General features: G+C 64.0%; 17 protein-coding genes. 7 read left to right on the forward strand and 10 right to left on the reverse strand.

What is annotated here, in order from left to right; all coding sequences use genetic code 11:
• Positions 1-9 precede the first annotated feature (9 nt).
• Complete coding sequence (locus tag B9A15_RS19915) at positions 10-891, forward strand: DUF6492 family protein (RefSeq protein ID WP_084412308.1); 882 nt, start codon at positions 10-12, stop codon at positions 889-891.
• Here B9A15_RS19915 and B9A15_RS19920 read toward each other — a convergent pair.
• Positions 863-2,176: a lipopolysaccharide biosynthesis protein gene (locus B9A15_RS19920; RefSeq protein ID WP_084412310.1), complete on the reverse strand. Its 1,314-nt coding sequence runs from the start codon at positions 2,174-2,176 to the stop codon at positions 863-865. The genes B9A15_RS19915 and B9A15_RS19920 overlap by 29 nt on opposite strands.
• Positions 2,177-2,251: 75 nt before the next feature.
• On the opposite strand from B9A15_RS19920, the gene B9A15_RS19925 reads away from it, so the two are divergent.
• Positions 2,252-3,355 carry an endo-1,4-beta-xylanase gene (locus B9A15_RS19925; protein ID WP_244557050.1) on the forward strand — a complete coding sequence of 368 codons (1,104 nt, stop codon included), beginning with the start codon at positions 2,252-2,254 and terminating at the stop codon, positions 3,353-3,355.
• Between the two features lie 145 nt (positions 3,356-3,500).
• Positions 3,501-5,633, forward strand: coding sequence for a GNVR domain-containing protein (locus B9A15_RS19930; RefSeq protein WP_084412312.1), 2,133 nt, complete (start codon positions 3,501-3,503; stop codon positions 5,631-5,633).
• Here B9A15_RS19930 and B9A15_RS19935 read toward each other — a convergent pair whose 3' ends face one another.
• The 6 genes from B9A15_RS19935 to B9A15_RS19960 all read right to left on the reverse strand — a co-directional run bounded on the left by B9A15_RS19935 (position 5,634) and on the right by B9A15_RS19960 (position 15,643).
• Positions 5,634-7,667, reverse strand: coding sequence for a polysaccharide biosynthesis protein (locus tag B9A15_RS19935; protein ID WP_084412314.1), 2,034 nt, complete (start codon positions 7,665-7,667; stop codon positions 5,634-5,636).
• A gap of 131 nt (positions 7,668-7,798) precedes the next feature.
• The gene (edd, locus tag B9A15_RS19940; RefSeq protein WP_084412317.1) at positions 7,799-9,622 is read right to left on the reverse strand and encodes a phosphogluconate dehydratase; all 1,824 of its coding nucleotides are present in this window, start codon (positions 9,620-9,622) and stop codon (positions 7,799-7,801) included.
• A 104-nt stretch (positions 9,623-9,726) separates the two neighbouring features.
• Positions 9,727-10,431, reverse strand: coding sequence for a 6-phosphogluconolactonase (pgl, locus tag B9A15_RS19945; RefSeq protein ID WP_084412319.1), 705 nt, complete (start codon positions 10,429-10,431; stop codon positions 9,727-9,729).
• Between the two features lie 245 nt (positions 10,432-10,676).
• Positions 10,677-12,155 (reverse strand): glucose-6-phosphate dehydrogenase, encoded by a 1,479-nt coding sequence (zwf, locus tag B9A15_RS19950; protein ID WP_084412322.1) that lies wholly within the window; start codon positions 12,153-12,155, stop codon positions 10,677-10,679.
• Between the two features lie 271 nt (positions 12,156-12,426).
• A complete protein-coding gene (locus tag B9A15_RS19955; protein ID WP_084412324.1) occupies positions 12,427-15,018 on the reverse strand; it encodes an HWE histidine kinase domain-containing protein in 2,592 nt (863 codons plus the stop codon).
• A gap of 4 nt (positions 15,019-15,022) precedes the next feature.
• Positions 15,023-15,643 carry a biliverdin-producing heme oxygenase gene (locus B9A15_RS19960; RefSeq protein ID WP_084412326.1) on the reverse strand — a complete coding sequence of 207 codons (621 nt, stop codon included), beginning with the start codon at positions 15,641-15,643 and terminating at the stop codon, positions 15,023-15,025.
• Between the two features lie 542 nt (positions 15,644-16,185).
• On the opposite strand from B9A15_RS19960, the gene B9A15_RS19965 reads away from it, so the two are divergent.
• A complete protein-coding gene (locus tag B9A15_RS19965) occupies positions 16,186-16,953 on the forward strand; it encodes a hypothetical protein (protein ID WP_139798508.1) in 768 nt (255 codons plus the stop codon).
• On the opposite strand, the gene B9A15_RS19970 is transcribed toward B9A15_RS19965, so the two are convergent.
• Both B9A15_RS19970 and B9A15_RS19975 read right to left on the reverse strand, forming a co-directional pair.
• The gene (locus tag B9A15_RS19970) at positions 16,950-18,230 is read right to left on the reverse strand and encodes an NAD(P)/FAD-dependent oxidoreductase (RefSeq protein WP_244557051.1); all 1,281 of its coding nucleotides are present in this window, start codon (positions 18,228-18,230) and stop codon (positions 16,950-16,952) included. The two genes, B9A15_RS19965 and B9A15_RS19970, sit on opposite strands and share 4 nt — an antisense overlap.
• Before the next feature lie 122 nt (positions 18,231-18,352).
• The gene (locus B9A15_RS19975; protein ID WP_139798509.1) at positions 18,353-19,900 is read right to left on the reverse strand and encodes a glutamine synthetase family protein; all 1,548 of its coding nucleotides are present in this window, start codon (positions 19,898-19,900) and stop codon (positions 18,353-18,355) included.
• Positions 19,901-20,437: 537 nt separating this feature from the next.
• On the opposite strand from B9A15_RS19975, the gene B9A15_RS19980 reads away from it, so the two are divergent.
• The 3 genes from B9A15_RS19980 (at position 20,438) to B9A15_RS19990 (ending at position 21,937) form a co-directional block, all read left to right on the forward strand.
• Positions 20,438-21,001 (forward strand): hypothetical protein, encoded by a 564-nt coding sequence (locus B9A15_RS19980; RefSeq protein ID WP_084412331.1) that lies wholly within the window; start codon positions 20,438-20,440, stop codon positions 20,999-21,001.
• A 1-nt stretch (position 21,002) separates the two neighbouring features.
• On the forward strand, positions 21,003-21,431 hold the full coding sequence (locus B9A15_RS19985; RefSeq protein WP_084412333.1) for a hypothetical protein: 429 nt from the start codon (positions 21,003-21,005) through the stop codon (positions 21,429-21,431).
• An 83-nt stretch (positions 21,432-21,514) separates the two neighbouring features.
• Positions 21,515-21,937: a hypothetical protein gene (locus B9A15_RS19990; RefSeq protein ID WP_139798511.1), complete on the forward strand. Its 423-nt coding sequence runs from the start codon at positions 21,515-21,517 to the stop codon at positions 21,935-21,937.
• A gap of 205 nt (positions 21,938-22,142) precedes the next feature.
• Here B9A15_RS19990 and B9A15_RS19995 read toward each other — a convergent pair.
• The coding region (locus B9A15_RS19995; protein WP_342170605.1) for a MarR family winged helix-turn-helix transcriptional regulator at positions 22,143-22,703 on the reverse strand (561 nt) is incomplete at its 5' end.

The raw sequence follows: 22,703 nt of genomic DNA on the forward strand, positions 1-22,703 counted from the left end.
TTGGGTCCCATGAATTCCGCGATTGTGACCGCGAGCTATCGCGGCGACTTCGAACGCTGCCGCCTCTTGTGCGAAAGCATCGACGCCCATGTGCGTGGCCATAGCCGCCATATCCTTCTGGTCGAGCCAAGAGATGTCGCGATGTTCCGGGCTCTCGAAGGGCCGAAGCGTGAGGTGGTCGACGAAAGAGAGCTCTTTCCCTGGTGGCTTCGCTCCGTACCCGATCCGACGAGTTTCGGGCGTCGGCGTATTTGGGCATCCTTGAAGGGCCCGCCTCTGCGCGGCTGGCATGCCCAGCAGCTCCGGCGCATCGAGATCGGGCGCCGGTTGCCGGAAGCGGTGATGATCTCGGTCGATTCCGATGTCGTGTTCCTACGCCCCTTCGATACGCAGCGTTTCGTCGAGGACGATGGCCGGGTCCGGCTCTTTCGGCGGCCCGATTGGTTCGCCGGCATCGCCGAGCCCTCGCGCTCGGAGCATCGCGGCTGGTCGAAAAAGGCGGGCGAACTGCTCGGGATCAAGACGCCCGAGATCAGCGATCACGGTTATATCTCGACCCTGATCGCCTGGCGCACGGAAAGCGTGCGCGCCATGGCCGAGCGTATCGAGGCCGTGACCGGCAAGAAGGCCTTCGATGCCCTGGCGGCGACGCGTCAGCTCTCCGAATGCACGATCTATGGCCGTTTCGTCGAGGAGATCGAGGGCTTGGATCGCCATCATGCGGCAAGCCCCGAGGCGCTGTGCAGCGTCTATTGGTCGGGCGCGGCGCTCGACGGCGAAACCCTGTCGCGTTTCGTCGGCGGGCTGGAGTCCCAGCAGGTCGCGATCGGCATCCAGTCCTTCACCGGAACCAGCACGGACCTCATTCGCCGGGTTGCAGGCTTGGGCTGAAGGACGCGCCGCGCGCCTTGCGTCCCGCCCAATCCAGCGCCCCATAGGTCATGACCGCGGACATCGCCCAGAGCACGGCGAAAACGCCGTTGAGTGCGACGATCCAGGTTTCGGGCGGGGTATCTTCGCTTAAGATCAGTGCCAGGAAGCCGGCCTTGGCAAGGCCCACCAACACCAGAACCAGAACCCGGATGCCGGTCTTGCCGCGCGCATAGAGAAGCTCGCTCTGATATTCGACGAGATTGCGGAAGGCGGGAACGAGCAGGGCCAGCAGAAGAAGCGGCGCGGCGTCCGCCACATTGGCGCCAAGCGCCGTCGGGAACAGCCACAGAAAGCCGCCAAGGCCGGTGAATCCCGCGATCGAGACGAAGGCGACCATCGCCTCGACGCCGAGCCGCCGGCGCCACGCGCCGAGCCAGTCGGCCTTGTTGGGGCGCATCAGCTTCTGGACGACGATGGTGTTGAAGGCGCGCACGGGGATCGCGGTCAGATCGACGAGCCGCATGATGATCGCGTAAAGGCCGGCCAGCGCCGGTCCGCCGAGCGACAGGACGAGAAGCTTGTCGAGCTCGGACTGGAGGAAGAAGACCATCTCCGCCCCCGCCACCGCGACGCTGTCGCGCCAGCGCCGGAGATAAAGGTCGGGGCGCCAGCGCAGCCTCTGGCGCGGATAGGAGGTGGTGATCGCGGCCAAAGCGGCCAGGGCGTTGGCCGCGAGATAAAGCAGCGCCCAGGTGAGGAGCGAGCCGTCGCCGCCGAACCAGAAGAGGACCGCCGCGCCGGCGCGGATGGCCGAGCCGACAATGACGAGGATTGCCGCTCGCGTGAAGCGGCCGATGCCGTTATTGACGATCAGCACGACCTCGAGCGAGCGCCAGCAGAGGATTTCGGCGGCAAGGATCGCGGCAAAGGCCGTCCAGGCCATCTCGCCGGCAAACAGGATCCAATAGACGAAGGCGCTGGCGAGAACCGCCACCGGCAAGGAGAGGACGAGGGCGGCGAGATAGCCGGCCGTATAGGTGCCGACGAGATGCTTCTTGACGGTCGCGGCGCGATAGAGCGGTGAGACGAAGCCGAAACCGGCGATGCGCGCGAGCACGACGCCGGTCGCCGAAGCGGTCGCGAAGAGGCCGAAATCGGCCAGCGAAAGCCCGTTGGCGACGCAGACGAAATAGGCGAGCGACAGGACCAGCCGGCCGACCGATCCCGACAGAAGCGAGGCAAAGTCGCGGACGAGATGGAGGTTCGCCTTAAGGCTACCGGCCAAGAATGCGATCCGGCTCATGGGTCCTTGAACCTTTCGACAACGAAAGTCGCGCGAAGGTGGCTCACACATCGAAGCCACCGAGAAGGTCGCCCCGTGACAGACGACACCCGCTTTTCTACCCCTATCGCTATCGACAAGGGTTTAACACGGCGTTCCGTTCTCGCGGCCGGGGCCGCGCTGGCTGCGTTCGGTCTGCCCCGCGCGGGCGAGGCAAAAGCCGAAAGCCGGGGCGTTCCCTTCGGCGCGATGATCCAGAGCGATTATTTTCGCAGTGACGCCGCCTATCGTCAGGCCTTTCTCGATCATTGCGACATGATCGTGCCGGGCGCCGAGTTGAAATTCGACCAGATCCGGCCGGAGCGCGATATCTGGCGCCTGGAGCCCGCCGAGACCCTCGTCGATTTCGCGATGGACAACGGGCGGACGAGCCGGGGCCACACCCATGTCTGGTGGAACTCGGTTCCGCCCTGGCTGGAGGCGATCACCGATCGGCGGGAAGGCGAGCGGGTTCTGATCGAGCATGTGGAGCGCGTGACCAATCATTTTCGGGGAAAGCTTCTCGGCTGGGACGTGGTCAACGAGGTCATCGCTCACGATCCGATCCAGGAGGGGCCCTTGCGCCGCTCCAAATGGCTGCAGCTTCTCGGGCCCCGCCATATCCCGCTCGCCTTCGAGGCCACGGCCCGCACGGACCCGGCCGCGCGGCTGGTCGTCAACGACTATGATCTCGAATTTGTCGGACCGCGTTTCGACGCGCGGCGCGAGATCATGCTGACCATTGTGCGCCAGATGCTGGATGCGAACATTCCGGTCGGCGGCGTCGGCATTCAGGGCCATCTCTATGGCGACCGGCAGATCGACATCGACGCCCTGACCCGCTTCCACAAGGATCTGGATGCTCTCGGGGTCGAACTCCTCGTCACCGAGCTCGACGTCATCAATCGGGAATCGGCGCCTGATCCCGCCTCAATGGATGCGCTTGCGGGCAAGCTGGTGGGCGATCTCATGGATGGCATCTTTGCCTGGAAACGTCCGGCGGCGGTGGTCACCTGGGGGATCACTGACCGCTACACGTGGATTCCCGACGAGATGCCGCGCTATGATGGCGAACCCCATCGCCCCCTTCCGCTCGATCGCGATTATCGCCCGAAAGCCTGGTTCGAGATCCTGAAGGCTCGCCTTCTCTCGACGTCGTGAAGGGCTCTCTGAGGGAATATGCGAGGCGGGCGATAGTCAGGGCGTCTAAGTTAACGCTTTATTCAGCATGATTTTGCAATTCTCACCGAATGTTACGTTCGGGCTTCGCTCGGACGGCCATCGGATATGAGAGGCGCATCAGCCCATGTTCTCTGCCCCGACCGACCATCGTTCGCCGACATCCGGCGCGCGAAAGGCCAATGCACGCGGCCGTCCCGAACCGTTCGGAGGGGATTCGCTGATCGATCCGGTCTTCATCGTTCAGTCCGTCTGGAATTCGAAGCTCCTCATCGTCACCTGTGCGGTCCTCGGTGCGCTGATCGCCATTGCGATCGCCATGGCGACGCCGAAAATGTACACCGCTACCTCGCAGATCCTTGCCGATCCACGCGACATCAAGGTGGTGCAGAACGAAGTCACCCCCAATGGTCTGCCGAGTGAGGCGACCCTGGCCCTCATCGAAAGTCAGATCGCCGTCGTCTATTCGAACGATGTCCTCCTCAAAGTCGTGCGTGAAGCCGATCTCCTGAATGACGACGAGTTCAACGGCCAGGGCTGGTCGCTGACCGGGGCAATCATGGATGCGCTGGGGCTATCCAGCCCGAATACGCCCTCGGCCGAAGGCGAGCCGCTGAACAGGACCGAGCTCCTGACCCTCCGAAATCTCCGCCGCGCCATGGAGGTGTCGCGCGAGACCAAGAGCTTCGTCCTCAATCTGTCGGTCAAGACCCGGTCGCCGGTGAAGTCGGCCAAGCTCGCCAATTTGCTTGCCGAGACCTTCATCGACGAACTCGGCCGCGTCCAGTCCTCCACCGCGCGCCGGGCGAGCGAAGCCCTATCCGGACGGCTGGAAGAGCTGCGCCAGAGCGTTGTCGCGGCCGAGCGGGCGGTCGAGGATTACAAGGCTGAGAACCGCCTTGTCGGCGCCGGCGGCCGGCTGGTCGACGACGACTACATCTTGCGGGTCAACGACCAGCTCGCCCGCTCGCGCGGCGAGATCACGGCGCTGAGGGTCAAGGCCGAGCAGATGCGGGCAGCGACTGTCGACGACGTGGTCGAGGGCTCCTTCCCCGAAGAACTGACCTCCGAGGCGCTCAATCGCTTGCGCAACAGCTATTCCGAACTGCGCCAGCAGCAGGCCGTCCTGTCGGCCTCGCTCGGACCGCGTCACCCCCAGCGGATCGCCAACGACCAGGCGCTCAACGCGGCACGCGAGGCCATCCGCAACGAGGTCAATCGCATCATTGCCGCCACCCAGACCGAGCTGCGGCGCGCCGAGCAGACCGACAAGGATCTCACCACCCAGTTCGACGATCTGAAGACCAAGCAGCTCGCAACCAGCGAATCCTTCGTCAAACTGCGCGAGTTGGAGCGCGAGGTCGAAGCTTCGCGCGCCGTCTACGAAGCCTTTCTTCTTAGAGCGCGCGAAACCGGTGAGCAGGAGAGCCTCAACACCGCCAATGTCCGCATCATCTCCGAGGCGACCCCGCCGCTGGAGCCCTCCAGCCTCTCGCGCCGTACGGTGGTCGTCCTCGGCTTTATCCTCGGCTCGGGCGCCGGTGTCGCGCTGGCGGGCGCATTGGCCCTTTGGAGCGCCATGCGGGTCTCCCTGCGCCGGCGCGAGGAAGAGGATGCGATGCCGGCGAGCCAAGCCGCCACGGGCGAAGCCATAGCACCGGCGCCGGCCCATTTTGCGGTGGCGCCCCGTTGGGCGAGGCCGGGTCATGCCCATGCCATGGACCTTCGCGGATCTGATGCGCCCGAGATCGGCGAGGGCGTCTATGAAACGCCGGCCGCCGATCGCGCCGAGCCCGTTGCCGCCCGTCTAGCGCTCGCGCGGACCACGCCGCAAACCGAAAGGAGCGCGGACCAAGAGCGTCACCCCCAGGCTGCGCCATCGACGCGCCGTTCGTCCCTTCGCAGTGAGCTCGACCGTGTCCGGCGTGCGATGACGGGCGATGACGAGACGAACCCGCTCTCTGCCGAGCCGAATGATGTTCAGCACGGCGAACCGCGCCGCCCCATTGCCGCCGCCAATGATCGGCCGTCCGAGGTCGAGGCGGAGCGGTCCGTGCGCCTCGCCGAGCCGTCATCGCTGCGCGGCCCATCGTCGGGCCTGCGTCTCGCCGAGACCGGCGACGCATCGGGGCGCGACGACGATCAGGGCCAAGCCGGCAAGACGGACGATCCGAACGACATCGACGACATCCAGCGGGAGATCGAGGCGGTGAAGGCGCGGCTCAACGCCCTGAGGGGCAGCAAGCGCCAGCCGGCTTAATCAACCCGCCGTCGGTGGCTGGCGGCTCGGCGGCGCGAGCATGCCGGGTGCGGCCGGTGCGCCGACCACCCGCAAGGGTTCCACTGGCGCGGACGGGCGACCGAGTTCGCTCTGGCGAAATTCCGGCACGATCCGTTTGAGCGTTTCGACGGCGCGATCGACATCGGCGGCTTCCACCGCCGCTTCGAGCGTGGTGAGATGGCGCGACAGGAGCTGGACGTCGCTGACGCGCGAACGGGCGACGAGGAGGCCGGCGCGGCCGGTCTTCTCCCGCGTCTCCTCATGACTGAACAGCTCTTCATAGAGCTTCTCGCCCCGCCGCAGACCGACGAATTCGATCGGAATGTCCACATGGGGGCGCAGGCCCGCCAGCTGGATGAGCCGTTCGGCGAGCTCGGCGATGCGGATCGGCTTGCCCATGTCGAGGACATAGAGCTGTCCGCGCGCCTGCCCGTCATGGATGCCGTGGCCGGCGGCATGAAGGATGAGGCGGGAAGCCTCGGGGATCGTCATGAAGAAGCGGGTGATGTTCGGGTCGGTCACCGTCAGCGGACCGCCCCGGGCGAGCTGGCTCTGGAAGAGCGGGATCACCGAGCCGGTCGAGCCCAGAACATTGCCGAAGCGCACCGTCATGAAGCGGGTGGCGTCCTGGGACAGGTCGAGGGCTTGGCAATAGGCCTCCGCCGCGCGCTTGGTCGCGCCCATCACATTGGTCGGATTGACCGCCTTGTCGGTCGAGACCATGACGAAGGCACGGGCACCGGCCTTCAGCGCGGCATCGGCGACATTGCGCGTGCCTATAAGATTGGTCTCGATGCCCTCGACCGGGTTCTCCTCCACGATCGGCACATGTTTCATGGCGGCGGCGTGGAAGATGACCTCGGGGCGCATCTCGGCGAAGAGCGCGTCGACGCGCTTCTTCTGGCGCACGTCGACGGTGCGGCCGAGGCAGTTGAGCTCCGGATGATCGGCCGCGATCTGACGCTCGATCGACCAGAGATTGAATTCGCTGTTGTCGACGAGAAGGAGAAGACTCGGCCCGAAATTCGCGATCTGGCGGACGAGTTCCGAGCCGATCGACCCGCCGGCCCCGGTCACGGCGATGCGGCGATTGTTGATGAGATGGGCGACCTCGCCGATGTCGAGATCGACCTCCTTGCGCCCAAGAAGATCCTCCAGCGAGACGGGAATCGTCTCGATCGGGGCGTTTTCGTCGACGACACCCGTCCGGTTGATGTCGGGAAGCCGCTTCACCTGCACCTTCAAAGGCGCGGCGGCGGCGACGAGCTCGGACAGTGTCTGCGGCGAGACGTCCGGCTCGGCCACGACGATCTCGCCGACGGGCAGCGCCTGGAGTTCGGAATGACGCACGACCTTGGCGATGTCGGCGAGCCCGCCGAGCACGCGCACGCCATGGAGATGACGCCGGCGGTTCTTCGGCTTCTCGTCCAGGATGCCGACGATCGTCTTGCGACTGCGCATGCGCCGGGCATTGCGGATGAAGAGATCGGCGTTGTCGTTATAGCCGTAGATCAGGATATTGTCGTTCGGGCCGCCTTCCTCGCCAGGCTCTCCGGCGCGCGACGTGCCGCGCTCCTTCATCAGCCGATAGGCGAGACGCGGGCCCCCCAGCCCGACGATCATGATGAACCAGGCCATCACGAGGGCCGTGCGAGGCAGATAGGCGCCCCGGAAGATGAAAAAGCTGACGACGAGAAAGGCGAGATTGACGAAGGTCACCGCCTTGACGATCGACACCACGTCGAGAAGCGAGGCATAGCGCCAGGCGCCGCTATTGAGCGAAAAGAAGGGGAAGGCGATCGCGCTGAACAGGGTGAAGCCGCCGATCAGCACCCAGATCTGCCAGATCGACAGGAGCGGCGCGAGACCCCAGGCGAGCCCCATGGCAAGCGTGATGGCGACGAAGCTGATCAGAATGTCGTGGACGATGCCGAGCTGGCGCAGCGACTGGCGCGACAGGCTCGTCTGCCAATAGGTGACGATCGCGCGCCGCAAATTCGTCAGGGCCCTCATGGCCTTCGTCTCCTCATCGCTTCCCGACGAGTTACATCACACCGGGCCGAATGTGACAAATGGCCCGACGGAGAATTTGAGGGAAGCGTCATGGTCGAAGCGGCGACTGGGGCGCTTCGACCACAGATCGATCAGGCCGCGAAAATGCTGGCCCCGTCCTCGGCAAGGCCCACATGGGCCCTGAACGGCGCGAAGAGTTCGCGGCCGAGCCCGACTTCATAATGCGACAGGTCGATCTTCATCGGCTCGCGCGATGCGAATTCGTCGGCATCGACCAGAATTTCCAGCGTGCCGTTCTCGCCGTCGAGGCGGACCATGTCGCCGTCGCGGATCTTCGAGATCGGCCCTTCGGCCTTGGCCTCCGGCGTCACATGGATCGCGGCCGGCACCTTGCCCGATGCGCCCGACATGCGCCCGTCGGTGACGAGCGCGACCTTGCGGCCCCGGTCCTGCAGGACACCGAGAAGCGGGGTCAGCTTGTGAAGCTCAGGCATGCCGTTCGATTTGGGGCCCTGGAAGCGGACGACGGCGACGAAGTCCTTGTCGAGCTCGCCGGCGTCGAAGGCGACCTTCAACTCGTTCTGATCGTTGAAGATCTTGGCCGGTGCCTCGACGAAGCGGTTCTCGGGCTTCACCGCCGAGACCTTGATCACCGCCTTGCCGAGATTACCGGTGAGGATGCGCAAGCCACCATTCGAGGAGAACGGCTTGTCGGCGGTCGTCAGAACCTTCGGATCGCCGCTCTCCTTGGGCGCCGGATGGCGCACGACGCTGACGCCGTCGGCGGCAAGGCTTGCCTCGATCGCATAGGCGTTGAGCCCGGTACCCCAGGCAGTGCGCACGTCGTCATGCAGGAGACCACGGCCGAGAAGCTCGCGGATCAGGAAGCCCATGCCGCCCGCGGCGTGGAAATGGTTCACATCGGCGAGCCCGTTCGGATAGACCCGGGCAAGCAGCGGCGTGATGTCGGACAGGTCCGAAATATCCTGCCAGGTCAGCTTGATGCCGGCGGCAGCCGCGATCGCAACGAGATGCAGGGTGTGGTTGGTCGAGCCGCCGGTCGCATGAAGGCCGACGACGCCGTTCACCACCGCGCGCTCGTCGACGACGAGACCGGCCGGGGTATATTCGTTGCCGAGCGCGGTGATCGACAAGGCGCGCCGCGTCGCCTCTTTGGTGAGGGCGTCACGCAGCGGCGTGTTCGGATTGATGAAGGACGAGCCCGGCGTGTGGAGGCCCATGATCTCCATCAGCATCTGGTTGGAATTGGCCGTGCCGTAGAAGGTGCAGGTGCCCGGCCCGTGATAGGAGGCGGACTCGGCCTTCAAAAGCTCGTCGCGGCCAACCTTGCCCTCGGCATAGAGCTGGCGGATCCGGCTCTTCTCGTCGTTGGGAAGGCCGGACGTCATCGGGCCGGCGGGCACGAAGATCGCCGGCAGATGGCCGAAGGAGAGGGCGGCGATGGCCAGGCCCGGCACGATCTTGTCACAGACGCCGAGATAGACGGCGGCGTCGAACATGTCGTGGCTGAGCCCGACCGCAGCGGACAGAGCGATCACGTCGCGCGAGAAGAGCGACAGCTCCATGCCGGCCTGCCCTTGCGTCACCCCGTCGCACATGGCCGGCACGCCGCCCGCCACCTGGGCCGTCGCGCCGACCTCGCGGGCCGCGTCGCGGATGAGTTCGGGAAAGCGCTCGAAGGGCTGGTGCGCCGAAAGCATGTCGTTATAGGCGGTGATAATGCCGAGATTGGCGGTTTGGTCACCCATCAGCCGGTCCTTGTCGACCGGCCCGCAGGCCGCGAAGCCATGGGCGAGGTTGCCGCATGTGAGCGTCGAGCGCTTCGGCCCCTCGGCGCCCTTGGCCCGGATGCGCGCCAGATATGGCTCGCGCGTTGGGGCGGAGCGCTCGCGAATGCGGTTGGTGATCTCTTCGATACGGCGGTCGGCGGTCATCGTCTCGTCCTTCCCGATGGGTGTGGCGGGCGGCGCGTCATACGCCGACAGGAAATTGTCGCGGCCGGCGCCAGCGGCTCGGCCATTAAGGGCTTCGGGCCGCCTCAGGGCGCCCAGAAGACATTGAGGGGTTCCTCGCGCGGATGATTCAGCACGGCCCGCACGGGCATTTCGGATGGGTCCTCGCCGGCGAGTGCTTGGTCATAGACCGCGCGTTTCTCCTCGCCCTCGATATGGAGACAGAGGAGCCGCGCGTCCACGAGGAGCGGTAAGGTCAGCGTGATCCGGGGCTCGCCGGCGCCCGGCGCGCGAACGGCCGCGACCGCGTCCTGGCCCTTCGGGTCGAGGACGGCGTGGAGATTGTCGGCGCCGGGAAAGAAGGAGGCGGTGTGGCCGTCGGTGCCCATGCCGAGGACAGCGACGTCGAAGCGACGGGTGAGACGACGATAGCGTTCGCACAGGTCCTCGACCGCCTCTTCGGGCGTCTCGTGGCCGGTGTAGAAGGGCAGGAGATGGGCCTCGCTCGCCGGCCCCTTCATCAGATGGGCGCGCACCATGGCATGGTTCGAACGATCGCTCGTCTCTGGCACCCAGCGCTCGTCGACAAGGGTGATCTCCACATCCTTCCAGTCGATCTCGGCGCGGGAGAGATGGTCGAGAAAGAGCTTGGGCGTCGAGCCGCCGGAGACTGCGAGGGTGGCGACGCCGCGTGTCGCGATGGCGCCGGCAAGAACCGCCGCACAGCCCGCCGCAAGGGCCTCGGCGAGCGCTTCCCGACTGTCATAGGCGTGAAAGACCGGACGATTCATCGCAACTCCCTGCACTTGCAGCAGCGATCGATGCGTCCTTGCCCGATCGATCATCTGCCAAGCGCCTTGTCATTCGCTTTGGAACGGTGTCGGAGGAAGACCCGCCCATCGCATCGATTACGCATTCCGGTTGCAGCTTTGGGCAAAGTGCTTGCCGTGGCAAGCGGGACCCGCTAAGCGCCGATCTTCTTGAAGCCTTTCCCAAGCTCTGATCGCCTTTCTCCAAAGGCCATCGCGATCCGGGATCAATCCGGCTCGTGCCAGGTGCGTCCGTCGCGCTCGATCAGTGCGATGGAGGCGGAGGGACCCCAGGTGCCCGACGTATAGCCCTGCGGCTTGTGGCGCTTTTCCTCCCAGCCCTTCAGGATCGGATCGATCCATTCCCAGGCCGCTTCCACTTCGTCGCGGCGCATGAACAGGGTCTGGTTGCCGCGAATGACATCCATCAACAGGCGCTCATAGGCGTCGGGATTGCGCACCCGGAACGACTGTTCGAAGGTCATGTCGAGCGGGATATGGCGAAGACGCATGCCGCCCGGGCCCGGATCCTTGATCATCAGCCATTGCTTCATGCCCTCGTCGGGCTGGAGCCTCAGGACGAGCTGGTTCGGCTGGATGGCGCCGGCGACGTCGGCGAAGATGTTGTGGGGCACCGGGCGGAAGGTGACGACGATCTCCGACATGCGCTCCGACAGGCGCTTGCCGGTCCGCAGATAGAAGGGCACGCCCGCCCAGCGCCAATTGCCGATCTCCGCCTTGATGGCGACGAAGGTCTCGGTGTCGCTTTCGGGCTCGCCAAGATCGTCGAGATAGCTCTTCACTGCGCCGCCATTGGAGGCGCCCGACTTATACTGGCCGCGAACGGTCGCCGTCTCGACATTGGATGCGTCGATGCGCTTCAGCGCTCTGAGAACTTTCAGCTTCTCGTCGCGCAAAGCGTCGGCGTCGAAAGCCGATGGCGGCTCCAGGGCGACGAGGCACATCAGCTGGACGATATGGTTCTGCACCATGTCGCGCAGGGCGCCCGCCCGGTCGTAATAGCCGGCGCGGCCTTCAAGCCCGACGGACTCGGCCACCGTGATCTGGACATGATCGATATGGTTGGCGTTCCAGATCGGCTCGTAAAGGGCGTTGGCGAAACGCAACGCCATCAGGTTCTGGACCGTCTCCTTGCCAAGATAATGGTCGATGCGGAAGACCTGATCCTCGGCGAAATATTCGGCGATCTGGGCGTTGAGTGCGCGGGCGGAGTCGAGATCGCGCCCGACCGGCTTTTCGACGACGACCCGGGTGCGTCCATCGGCCAGGCCAAACTCGCTGACCTTGGAGGCGAAGTCGCCGAAGAGGCTCGGCGCGACCGCCATATAGAAGGCGCGAATGCGCTCCGGCCCGCTTTCCTCGAGGAGTGCCTTCAACTCGTTCCAGCCGGCCTCGGAGAGGGCATCGACCTGCTGATAGTGCAGCCGCTCCAGAAAGCGGGACACGGTCACGTCCTGAAGATCTTCCGGCTTGACGTGCTTGGTCAATGCCTCGCGGGCGAAACCGCGATAGTCGTCGTCGGAAAAGGCCGTGCGCGAGGCGCCGATGATGCGCGCTTCCTCGGGGATCTGTCCGTCCCGGTCACGATGATACAGCGCCGGCAGGAGCTTGCGCTCGGCCAGATCGCCATTGCCACCGAAGACGACGTAATCGAAGGGAGGAACCGGAATGATCTGACTGGACATCGGCGACCCAAAATTGACGGAACGGCTCTGGCGGCCGGCCTTGTGTCTATTCCATGCGGCACCGCATTTCAATCGATTGAAAAACCGTGCGGCATATGACGGGTGGAGAAATCGCCACCATTGCCCGGCTTGTTAGTCGATTGTGCCTTTGAGGCCAAGCGCGAACGGGAAAGGGCCGGACGGCGGTTGCCGATGTCGTGCCTGTTCCCGCGCTCACTCTCAGCCGTCTTTTCGTTGAAGCTGAGCCGCTGCCTCCGCCATTCATTCCTTGTTAAGAAAGGGCATTCCTGAGGGCGTCGACGAGTTCCTCTTCGTCGAAAGGCTTCTTGATGGCCCGAACCTTTGGTCCCGCCTCGGCGGGAAACTCGATCTTCTCGCCATAGCCGGTGACGAAGACGAAGGGGACGCCGCGCTCGACGAGGGGGCGCACCAGGGGAAAGCTGGTCTCGTTGCCGAGATTGACGTCGAGAATGGCGATGCCGATCTCCTGCCCTTCGACGATCTTCATCGCTTCGGCGACATTGGCCGCCACGAAGACCTCGCGCGCGCCGTGGCTCGTCAGGAGATATTCGGCGTCCATGGAGATGATGACATTGTCCTCGACCAGAAGCGCGTTGAGGCCGTCGATCGAGCCCTTTGTGCCCCGGCTGGCGCCCTCGGAGCCCGAATGGGTGCGCAGACTGTCCTCTTGGGCTGTCGTCATGATGGGCGATTCCTCGCTGACCTGGAAATGGGCCGGTGGCAGGACAAAGCGGGCCCGCAAGCCCGCAAGACGGTAGCTGACCTCCGCTTCCCCACCCAGATCGTGGGGAATGGAGCGCTCGATGATGGTTGTGCCGAAACCACGCCGGCTCGGACGCTGGACGGCCGGACCGCCTTCCTCGCGCCAGAAAATCTCGCAGCAGTCATTGCCGTCGATATGCCAGTCGACGCTGACGCGTCCGCGCGAGTCCGACAAGGCGCCGTATTTGGCCGAATTCGTCACCATCTCGTGGAAGACGAGTGCCAGGATCGAAAAGGCGCGCGGGGCCACCATGATCTTCGGACCGGTGAGCGAGACCCGGTCGACCTTGCCACCGACATAGGCCTCGAATTCGGTGCGCACGATCTCACGAAGATCCTGAAAGGCGAAGCGCTCGTCGGTGATCTGGTCATGGGCTCTGGCGAGCGCCTGAATGCGTCCCGAAATGATCCGCACGAAATCGTCGACATCGCCGGCCGTCGCCCGGCTCTGGGTGACGAGCGCGCGGATCAGCGCCAGGATGTTGCGAACCCGGTGGTTCAGCTCGGCGATCAACAGCTCCTGCTGCTCATGGGCGCTGGCGGCCTGACGCTCGGATTCCTCGTTGAAGCGTAAGAGCACTTCGAGGATCGAGACGCGCAAGGCTTCGGCGGCCTTGCGCTCGGCCGTCGTCCAGGGACGGCTCTTGCCGCGCACCGTCTCCTGCCAGGCCTCGAAGCTCTTTCGCGGCGTCAGGCGGGCGCCGTTCGGGCCGACGGAGACTTCCTTGGCTTCCGGCTTGCCGGCCCAGGTGACGGTCTGGACGAGCTCCCGGCGGAAGAACATCAGATAGTCGCGCGGCGCCCGCGAGATGGGGATGGCGAGGATGCCGGCCGCCTTGTCGATGAAATCGCTTGCCTTCGGATAGACCGAACTGAGATCGTCACTGGCATAGACCCGGTTTGCTGCCGCACGGTTCAGAAAGCGTGCAAGCGCCGGCATCTCCTCGGCCGGCGGCGTCTCGCCGAAGGAGCGGACCTCGCCCTTCGCCCAGACCGCAAAGCCGTCGCTCGGCATGATCTCGCGCAGATCATTAGCGAAGTCCGCCAGATCGGAGACCGAGGGCGTCAGCGACATCAGTTTGCCGACGAAACGGTCGTGCAACTCGCGCGCCGCTTCCTCGGCCTCGCGCTGTTCCTTGGCGAGCCGGCCTTCGATGAGCAGCGCCGCCATCTGGCCGAAGAGTTCCGTGGCGCTGCGCATCTCCATTGATAGATGCTTGCGGTCGTAGTGATGGAGCGCGAAAAGGCCCCAGAGCTTGCCGTCGATTACGATCGAGATCGAATAGGATGCGCCAACGCCCATATTCTTCAGATATTCGATATGGATTGGCGAGACCGAGCGAAGCACCGACAAGGACAGGTCGAGCGGCCGCCCGTCCGGATCGAGGGCGGGAACGACGGGTACGGGTTCGGCTTCCACATCGGCGATGATGCGCACGAGATTGCGCACGTAAAGCGCCCGGGCCTGGGCCGGGATGTCGGTCGCCGGGTAATTGAGGCCGAGATAGGCCTCGAGCCCCTTGCGCGACGCCTCGGCGACGACCGTTCCCGCCCCTGAATCGGCAAAGCGATAGAGCATCACCCGGTCAAAGCCGGTCACCGCGCGCAAGTGGCGCACGCTTTCCTCGAACAGCTTCTGCGTCGTGGCCGTGGCTTGCAGCCGCGACATCATCGACTTCACCAAAGCGCCGGGATTGACCGAGCGGCCCGGATCGGAGCGTTCGGCCTCGATGATGATGGAGTCGCCGGCCATATGGATCGCGATGTCGAAGAGTTCGCCGGTCGACAGAAAGTCGACGGAGAATGCGCGTTCCGACGCGTCTTCGCTGGCGATCATCCGCAGCCGGGCGCGCACCAACGAGATCGCCTGTTCCGACAGCACCGCCGAGAGCGGCTCGCCGAGCACGTCACCCGCCTCTTGGCCCGTGAAGGCGGCCAGATTGGCCGAGGCGCGCTGGATGAGCCAGTCCATGGAGACGGCAATGAGGAAGCCGAAATCCTGAATGGCACCGAGCTGATGAATTGGCTCGCGGTCGCAATTCGTCAGATCGACCGAAAACCGGGTCGGATCGTCTCTCATTCTCTCACTCTGGCTTCCCGACCGCGAGAAGGCCGTTTCTTTGGGGATGTGGTTCGTCGGCGGCGCGTTCGAAGATGGTGAAGGCGTTCTGCGCGGCTCGCGTGACGAGGATCAGGGCATTCCCGTCGCCGAGGCTGCTCCCAAACCGTGTCATTCTATCGTCAAACCTCGGAAAAAACCCTTTTGTGGCATCGAGATAGCGCGTTGGGGGCCGATCGGCAAAGCCATGAACGGAATTTTGTTCAATACGGTGTCGAATGAAGCGCGCACCCAGTCGCGAACCCTCCAGCACATAGAGGATTCCGATCGCCGTCAGGAACAGATCGTCCTCTTCGAAGGTGGAGGGCGTCACAGTCTGAAGGGGCAGTCCAAGGGCGCGCCGATCCTCGTCGAGATAGCCCCGCATCGGCGTGAAGGGCGCAAGAAGCGGAAAGCGCTGCGCTCCCGCTTCCACAACGGGCTCCAGAACCTCATGCGCGGCATGGTTCATCGAGATGAAACGCGCATAGGCCTGAGGGGAGGTCGCGACATCGGCAAAAGCGAGGTCGAGCCGCCTGTGTTGGGGATCGGTTTCCCGTTTCAGATGCTCGCGAAGCCTAACCGGTGCGGCGCTCCCCGAAGGCAAGACAGAGGCCGGCCCAGCGCTCCGGTCCTTCGGAGATGTCGGTTCAGTTGGTCGATGGCGCGGGTCTGAAGGCACGGATGAGTCCAAATTCGATGCCCGACGCAGCGGTGGCGACGTGCTGTGTGACAAGCCGACATAGACGTCCGGGCTTGGGTGTCCATGTCGGTCATGGATGCCGGATGCGTGATCTGCACGCGATGCAACTTTCCGGCATCATAAGAAGCCGGGCTGCACAAGACGCATTCGCTTCGTTCCGCCTCGGATGCATCAGCGCGAGCGGACTCAGGCCACTGCCGCGCGGATCATCACAATGGGGGCGACTGGCAGTCCGGAGATGAATTTCAAGGGCACAACTGTCAGACAAACAAAGCAAATTCAGGGCATTAAGAATCTGTCAGAACTCTAACGTGTGATATGAGTGGGCTCGTGACGTGGTCCACGGGCCCGGTCAGCAATGCGAGCGGGGGGTGTGGATGGAGCGATTCTTTTCCGTCCAGATAAATGGACAAGGTGTCGATTGCGGTTATCGACTTATCGACGAGGTGTTCACATGCGAGAAGGGTCTGCCGACCGGTTTCGATCTCGGCAGCCTGTCTGCAGAGACGCCTGAAAGCACCATCGAAGCGATCGCGCTGCTCGAACTCGTCTGCGGCTGTCATCGCTCCGGCGTTCCCTTGACCGACCGGGCAGGGACGGGAAGCGAGCGCGATCCGCGGGCTGCCCGTGATGCGCTGATTGGCAAGCTGCGCGAGGCCCTCGTCGAAGGCGATCACGTCGATATCGATACGGCCGACAGTCTTCTTCGTGGCGCTGCCGGGGCCGGCGCCTTGGCTTTGGTGCCGGACCTGACCAAAAGCCGGGTTTCGACCTTCTTCGCTCGTGGCGCATTGGCGCGTGTGCCGGCAATCTGTGAAAAGCTGACCGAGGACGCGGTGTCGGCCTCGCAAGCCTTGTCGAGCCGGACGGCCATGTCGCTCTTTGCGTTCTTTCGCCTGAGGAGAGTGGTGAGGCGGCTCGGCGAGCTCGAAACCGCCTTGGGCGAGGATTTCGGCTATCTCGGCTTTCGGCGCATCGACATGAAGCCGCCACGCGATCCCGTACGCCTGGCGCGCGAATGCGATCGGATCGCCGAGCGAGCGGTCTTCATTGCCTCGGCCCTTCGTGGCTCGGGGCTCCCGGCCGCTCGGTTTCGCAAACAGATCGAAAAGCGGATCGCCGAGGACGTGATCGACAAGACGGTGATCTCGCAGGCACTTCCCGTCTGGAGGCGCCGCGCCGACGAAGCGGCGGCCTCTCTCAACAACGGTTAGAACCGGTCGCGCAGCGAGAAATAGGTCATGGCGAGGACCATGAGCGGAAAGCGCAGCCGCTTGCCGCCGGGAAAGGCGGGAATGTCGAGATCCTCGAGCTCGGCCAGCCGGTCGCGATTGCCGGCGAAGCGCTCGGCGAACAGCCGCCCGGCGAAGTTCGACAACAGAACCCCATGGCCCGAATAGCCGCCGATCGTGGTCATAGTCGGCGAGAGACGGCGCACATAGGGCATGCGCTTCATGGTGATGGCGACATTGCCGCCCCAGGCATGGGTCAGGCGTACATCCTTGAGGCGCGGATAGACCTCCGCGATCTGCGTGCGGATATGGCGCGTGATGTCGCCGGCCGCCGAGGTATAGGCCTCGCGCCCGCCAAAAAGCAGGCGATTGTCGGCCGACTTGCGGAAATAGCGCACGACGAAGCGGGAATCGTCGCACGCCTCGCCGCCGGGCAGGACGGTCTCGTCGCCTAAGGGTTCGGTCGCGCCGATGAAGGAGCCGATCGGCATCACATGGGCATCGACGGCCGGGGCGAGGTCATGGCCATAGGCATTGGTCGCAACGAGCACATGGCCCGCCGAGATCTCGCCGCGCTCCGTGACGACCACCGAACGATCGCCGCGCTCTTCGAAGCGCTCGACCTTGGTCCCCTCGTGAAGCGCGGCGCCGCTCTCGGCCGCGAGCCGGGCAGTCGCGACGACGAGTTTCATGGGATTGAGATGGCCGGTGCCGGTGTCGCGCATGCCGCCGAAATAGCGCGCCGAGCCGACGCGCTCGGCCGTTTCGGCCGCGTCCATATAGCGGGCATGGGGATAGTCGTAGCGCTCGGCAAGCACCTCCGCCGTGCGCTGATATTCGTCGAGATAGCGCGCCTTGTGGGCGATCGAGAGCTGGCCGCGTCCCAGATCGACGTCGAGTCCGTTCGCCTCGACGAAATCGAAGAGATGGGCCTTGGCCTCTTCGCCGAGCTTGAACAGACGCTTGGCCTTGTCCGGGCCGTATTCGGCCTCCAGTTCCAGCGGCCAGAGACGCTGGCCGGTTCCCATCTGGCCGCCATTGCGGCCCGAGGCCCCGTCGCCGAAGCGATGGGCTTCGAGGACGACGACGGAGGCGCCGGAGCGGGCAAGGTGAACGGCCGCCGACAGCCCGGTGAAACCGCCGCCGACGATCGCGACATCGACGCTCAACGCGCCTTCGAGCGGCGGATAAGCGGGGCGCTCGACCGTGTCCTCGTAATAGGAGCGGCCCGGGGCGATCGGCGACTGATAGGGGGGCACGGTGCTCACGCTGGCTAGAGTAAGACGCCAAGAAGTTGATCGACTTCTTGGATCACGGCTTACGACAAACAAGAGGTTGGAGTGACATGCGACCCGACCCGGTCGCATGTCACTCCAGATCGTCAGACCTGCAGGAGCAGGAATTCGCGCTCCCAGGGGCTGATCACCTGCATAAAGGTCTCGTGCTCCCCGCGCTTGACGCCGGCATAGGTGCCGACGAATTCCCGGCTGAAGACCTCGCGGAAGGCCTCTTCGGCTTCGAAGGCCGCCACCGCCTCCAAGAGGCCGCGGGGGAGGGCGATCTCGCCGTCCTCATTGGCCGTCTGATCGGTCGGATCGCTGGGAGCGATCGCGCCCACCATGCCGAGATAGCCGCAGGCGAGCGAGGCGGCGATGGCGAGATAGGGATTGGTGTCGGAGGAAGGCAGGCGGTTTTCCACGCGCCGCGCCTGGGGGTCGGAGGTCGGCACCCGGAAGGCGGTCGTGCGGTTGTCGAAACCCCATTCGCAATTGGTGGGCGCGGCCATGCCATGGGTCAGCCGGCGATAGGAATTGACGTAAGGCGCCATCATGATCAGCGCGCCGGGGACGTATTTCTGCATGCCGCCAAGGAAATGATAGAAGAGCTCGGAGGCCGTTCCGTCCTCGTTGGAGAAGACGTTCTTTCCCGTTCGGCTGTCGACCACCGACTGGTGGATATGCATGGCCGAGCCCGGCTGGCCCTGAATGGGCTTGGCCATGAAGGTCGCGTAGATGTCCTGGCCCATCGCGGCTTCACGGATGGTGCGCTTGAACAGGAAGACCTGATCGGCGAGTTCGAGCGGGTCGCCATGACGCAGATTGATCTCGAGCTGGGCGGCGCCCTCCTCGTGGATCAGCGTGTCGATCTCCAGCCCCTGCGCGTCCGAATAGTCGTAGATGTCGTCGATCAGCTCGTCGAATTCGTTGACGCCGCCGATGGAATAGGACTGGCCCGACTGGATCTGCCGCCCCGAGCGCCCGATGGGCGGGACCAGCGGATAATCTGGATCGACATTCTTGGAGACCAGATAGAATTCGATCTCCGGGGCGATCACCGGCTTCCAGCCCCGGTTCTCATAAAGCGCCATGACGCGCTTCAAGACGTTGCGCGGCGTATAGCCGACGGCCGCGCCCGACTGATCGACGAGGTCGCAGATGACCTGGGCCGTCGGATCGCTCTCCCAGGGCACGCGGCAGAGCGTCGAGAGATCGGGCATCAGCTTCAGGTCGCCGTCATTGGGCGAATAGCGGAAATCCCCGGTCTCCTCGGGATATTCGCCCGAAATCGTGTGCATGAAGAGCGCCGAGGGCAAAGCGAGCGAGGTGTTGCCGACGAATTTCTTGGCCGGCATCATCTTACCGCGCGCAACGCCCGCAAGGTCCGGCGTGATGCATTCCACATCGTCGATGCCGCGAGCGGTGAGCCATTCCCCGGCTTCCTCGATGGAGCGCACGCCACGCTTGGAATCGAGAAAGGCCCGGGCCTCCTCCTCCGACAGGCGGACATGGGACAGATCGCGCCGCGCCGGCCGGTCGGCTGTCGGCTTCACGGCATTGGCTTCCTTGCCGCCACCGACGGGCGACTTGCGCGGCTTGACCGCCGCGACGGAGGGCGGCCGGGAGGAGGATTTCTTTTTTGGTTTCGACATGAAGGCGAGGGGACCCGTCTTTCTTGGGTTTGCCCGGGAAGCATAGCCATTCCAACCCTTTTGAGCAAAGGGGCAGCCCGCCTTTGCCCGAATCTGCGGTGGACAGTTTTCCCCGGTTGTCCCGCCACACCTTAAACTTGTGTCCATCGAAGCGAGCGGGTGGACGAGATGAGGGCGACGACGAACAGCGAATGGATACGGCTGCGGGCGGATATCGCCTTCACCCGGCTCGAACTCGCGGCCTTGAGGCTCTACCGGTCCGAGCTGAAGGCGCGGTACCCGTCGCCCCATTGGCTGTATCAGCCGCGCATTCCCAAAGGTCGGCCTGGAGTGAGACGCCAAAAAGTTGATTGACTTTTTGGATCACGGCTCACGAATAACAATGGCTCAGCTTGAAGACGCGATCCAACAAGGTCGCGTCTTCAAGCTGAGGGCGGGCGATGGACCGGCGGCGGCGGGGAAGGCCGCGACCCGCAAGCAGGTTCGCGCGTCAGGCTTGCTCAGGCCCAAGGTGGACGGCGCCTCTACACCGTACCCGTGCAGACCTCGCGCGGGCTCGTGGAGGTGCCGCCCGCGCAAGCGTCGATTTATGCCGTTGCGCGAATGCAGGCAGAAGCAGGCATTCGAGTCGCGCGCCGGCTAGACCCAAATTGGCGCCCGCCCACCAGCCTGACCTCGACGATCGAAGGCGAGATCGCCCATCAGCGAGCCGTTCTGCGCCAAGCCGAGCAATTTGTTCTGAGCCGGCGTCGGGGCATCGGCGACAATGGCGGGCCGCCTTTGGAGCCGGATATTCCCCCGCGCTCGCTCGGCGAACTCGTCGCCCCCGAAGGGCGGATCATCGGGATCCGCGCGAAAGGAGCGCAGGATAGGATACGGACGATCTCGCCGGAGGAAATGGAGCGCATCGTCCTGTCGCTTACCTATCACGGGCGGCCCCTTAAATTGCATGACCGCTACCAGGGCGTATGGTATGAAGGCGTCGACCGATGTGTCGTCGGCATCCGCTTCAGTGAGTCTTTCGGTCTGACGCTCGATGTCCGCGATCCTGGAGGCGATCGTAGGTTTAAAGAACTGAAACTACACATGAAAGGACAGTAAGATGATGAGAACCGATCTCATTCATACACTTACAGATACTCCGATCATGGATTGGATCAATTACGTCCATACAAGCGTTGAAGACTACGATATCAGTCTCGGCGTCATACTGACGGCGGGCATTTACGGCTATGGCTTGTCGGGCGACGATCTCGTCGAATTTGCTCGTCGTTGTCTTGAAAGACTTGTTGCGGAAGGCGCCATTCCGGTCCTCCACGAAGGCACCGAATATTGCCCCTTCGTGCCGACGCTTCGTTATGGCCGAAAGCCGGCGGATATCGTCGAAAACGTTCTCGCCTCCTGGCAGGCGGGCGGCGGCGGCGTGACCGGTTGGGGCGAATACTCCTTCACGATGCCCGAAAACATCCTGCCCGAATGGGTTGAGCAGTGGGAGAAGGGGCTGCCGGTCGAGGTCGACGAGGAAGGGTAAAGACCGGTTTGCCCCGTGGCGATCCAGAGGCCGAAGGCGGGACGTTCGAAGTTCCAAGTTTCAAGCGAATTCGGAGCGCTGACATGCGGACAGACCTGACCAGCCGACAAACCGGAACGCCCATTCTCGACTGGATCGAGCAGATCCATACCAATATCGAAGACTATGATGTTACTCTCGGACTGATCACTGCGGCCGGCATTTCAGATTTCGGCTTGTCAGGCGACGACCTCGTCGAATTTGCCCGTCGCTGTCTCGAAAAGCTCATGGCGGTCGGCGCCATTCCGGTCCTCCACGAAGGTAACGACTATTGCCCCTTCGTGCCGACGCTTCGCTATGGCCGCAAGCCGGAGGATATCGTCGAAAACATCCTCGCCTCCTGGCAGGCGGGCGGCGGCGGCGTGACCGGTTGGGGCGAATACTCCTTCACGATGCCCGAAAACATCCTGCCCGAATGGTTGGAGCGATGGGAACAGGGGCTGCCGGTCGATCCAGAAGTCCATTGAGGACACTCAGTAGAGGGGAGGCAATTGGACGGCTACATGCGCTATTCAGCCGACCATGACCATTGATCGGATTCGAAGGTCGTCTGCGCCGTGCCAAGTGCAACAGGCGATCGATCGGTATCGCCAGATGCTCCTGATTGCCTTGATGCCGCGCCGAGTGGTCGAAAAGACGTACCCACCTTTTTCTCAAGGCGCTCCAGAGCGATCAATTCGGTGCTGCTTCGTCCGAGCCTTGTCCGGCGCCCCCGGACAGGGGGAGGGATCGCTCGGATTTGAGCGAAGCGATTGCCCGCTTGGTTAAATCGACGAACTGATCGCGTTCTTCGTTCGAGAAATCCGCCATAGCCCGGTCGTTCACCCAATCTACGGCTTCAACCGCTTCTTCCATCAGCATGCGCGCGCGTCTGGTCAGCCAGATCGTCTGCGCCCGCCGGTCGTCGGGATGGGGCTTTCGAACGATCAGCCCGTCTCGCTCCATACGCACAAGCGTATTGGCGACCGTCGCCTGTTCTATTTCCAAGAGCGCCACGAGTTGTCGTTGCGTGAGCCCATCCGTCCTGGCAAGTTCCAGAAGCGCAGGAAAGGCCCCAGGAGACAGTCCTAGAGGGCGGATATGGCGATAAAGCGTGGCCTGGAACAGACGTGCCAGACGTCCGGTGTGATAAGCCAAGTCCTCCGGTATAGAGTTTCCTGAGACAGAACTTTGGGTTTGAGTGGCTCCGTTGAGGAGGAGCCATGACAGACGAGAAGAGCGCCCGGGCGGGCG

Source organism: Fulvimarina manganoxydans, from assembly GCF_900176465.1.
Lineage (GTDB): Bacteria > Pseudomonadota > Alphaproteobacteria > Rhizobiales > Rhizobiaceae > Fulvimarina > Fulvimarina manganoxydans.

Coding starts and splice junctions, on each gene's coding strand:
- B9A15_RS19955 (WP_084412324.1), bottom strand. CDS start 15,018: ATGAGAGACGATCCGACCCGGTTTTCGGTCGATCTGACGAATTGCGAC.
- B9A15_RS19935 (WP_084412314.1), bottom strand. CDS start 7,667: ATGAGGGCCCTGACGAATTTGCGGCGCGCGATCGTCACCTATTGGCAG.
- B9A15_RS19990 (WP_139798511.1), top strand. CDS start 21,515: ATGCGGACAGACCTGACCAGCCGACAAACCGGAACGCCCATTCTCGAC.
- B9A15_RS19930 (WP_084412312.1), top strand. CDS start 3,501: ATGTTCTCTGCCCCGACCGACCATCGTTCGCCGACATCCGGCGCGCGA.
- B9A15_RS19920 (WP_084412310.1), bottom strand. CDS start 2,176: ATGAGCCGGATCGCATTCTTGGCCGGTAGCCTTAAGGCGAACCTCCAT.
- B9A15_RS19975 (WP_139798509.1), bottom strand. CDS start 19,900: ATGTCGAAACCAAAAAAGAAATCCTCCTCCCGGCCGCCCTCCGTCGCG.
- zwf (WP_084412322.1), bottom strand. CDS start 12,155: ATGTCCAGTCAGATCATTCCGGTTCCTCCCTTCGATTACGTCGTCTTC.
- B9A15_RS19985 (WP_084412333.1), top strand. CDS start 21,003: ATGATGAGAACCGATCTCATTCATACACTTACAGATACTCCGATCATG.
- pgl (WP_084412319.1), bottom strand. CDS start 10,431: ATGAATCGTCCGGTCTTTCACGCCTATGACAGTCGGGAAGCGCTCGCC.
- B9A15_RS19915 (WP_084412308.1), top strand. CDS start 10: ATGAATTCCGCGATTGTGACCGCGAGCTATCGCGGCGACTTCGAACGC.
- edd (WP_084412317.1), bottom strand. CDS start 9,622: ATGACCGCCGACCGCCGTATCGAAGAGATCACCAACCGCATTCGCGAG.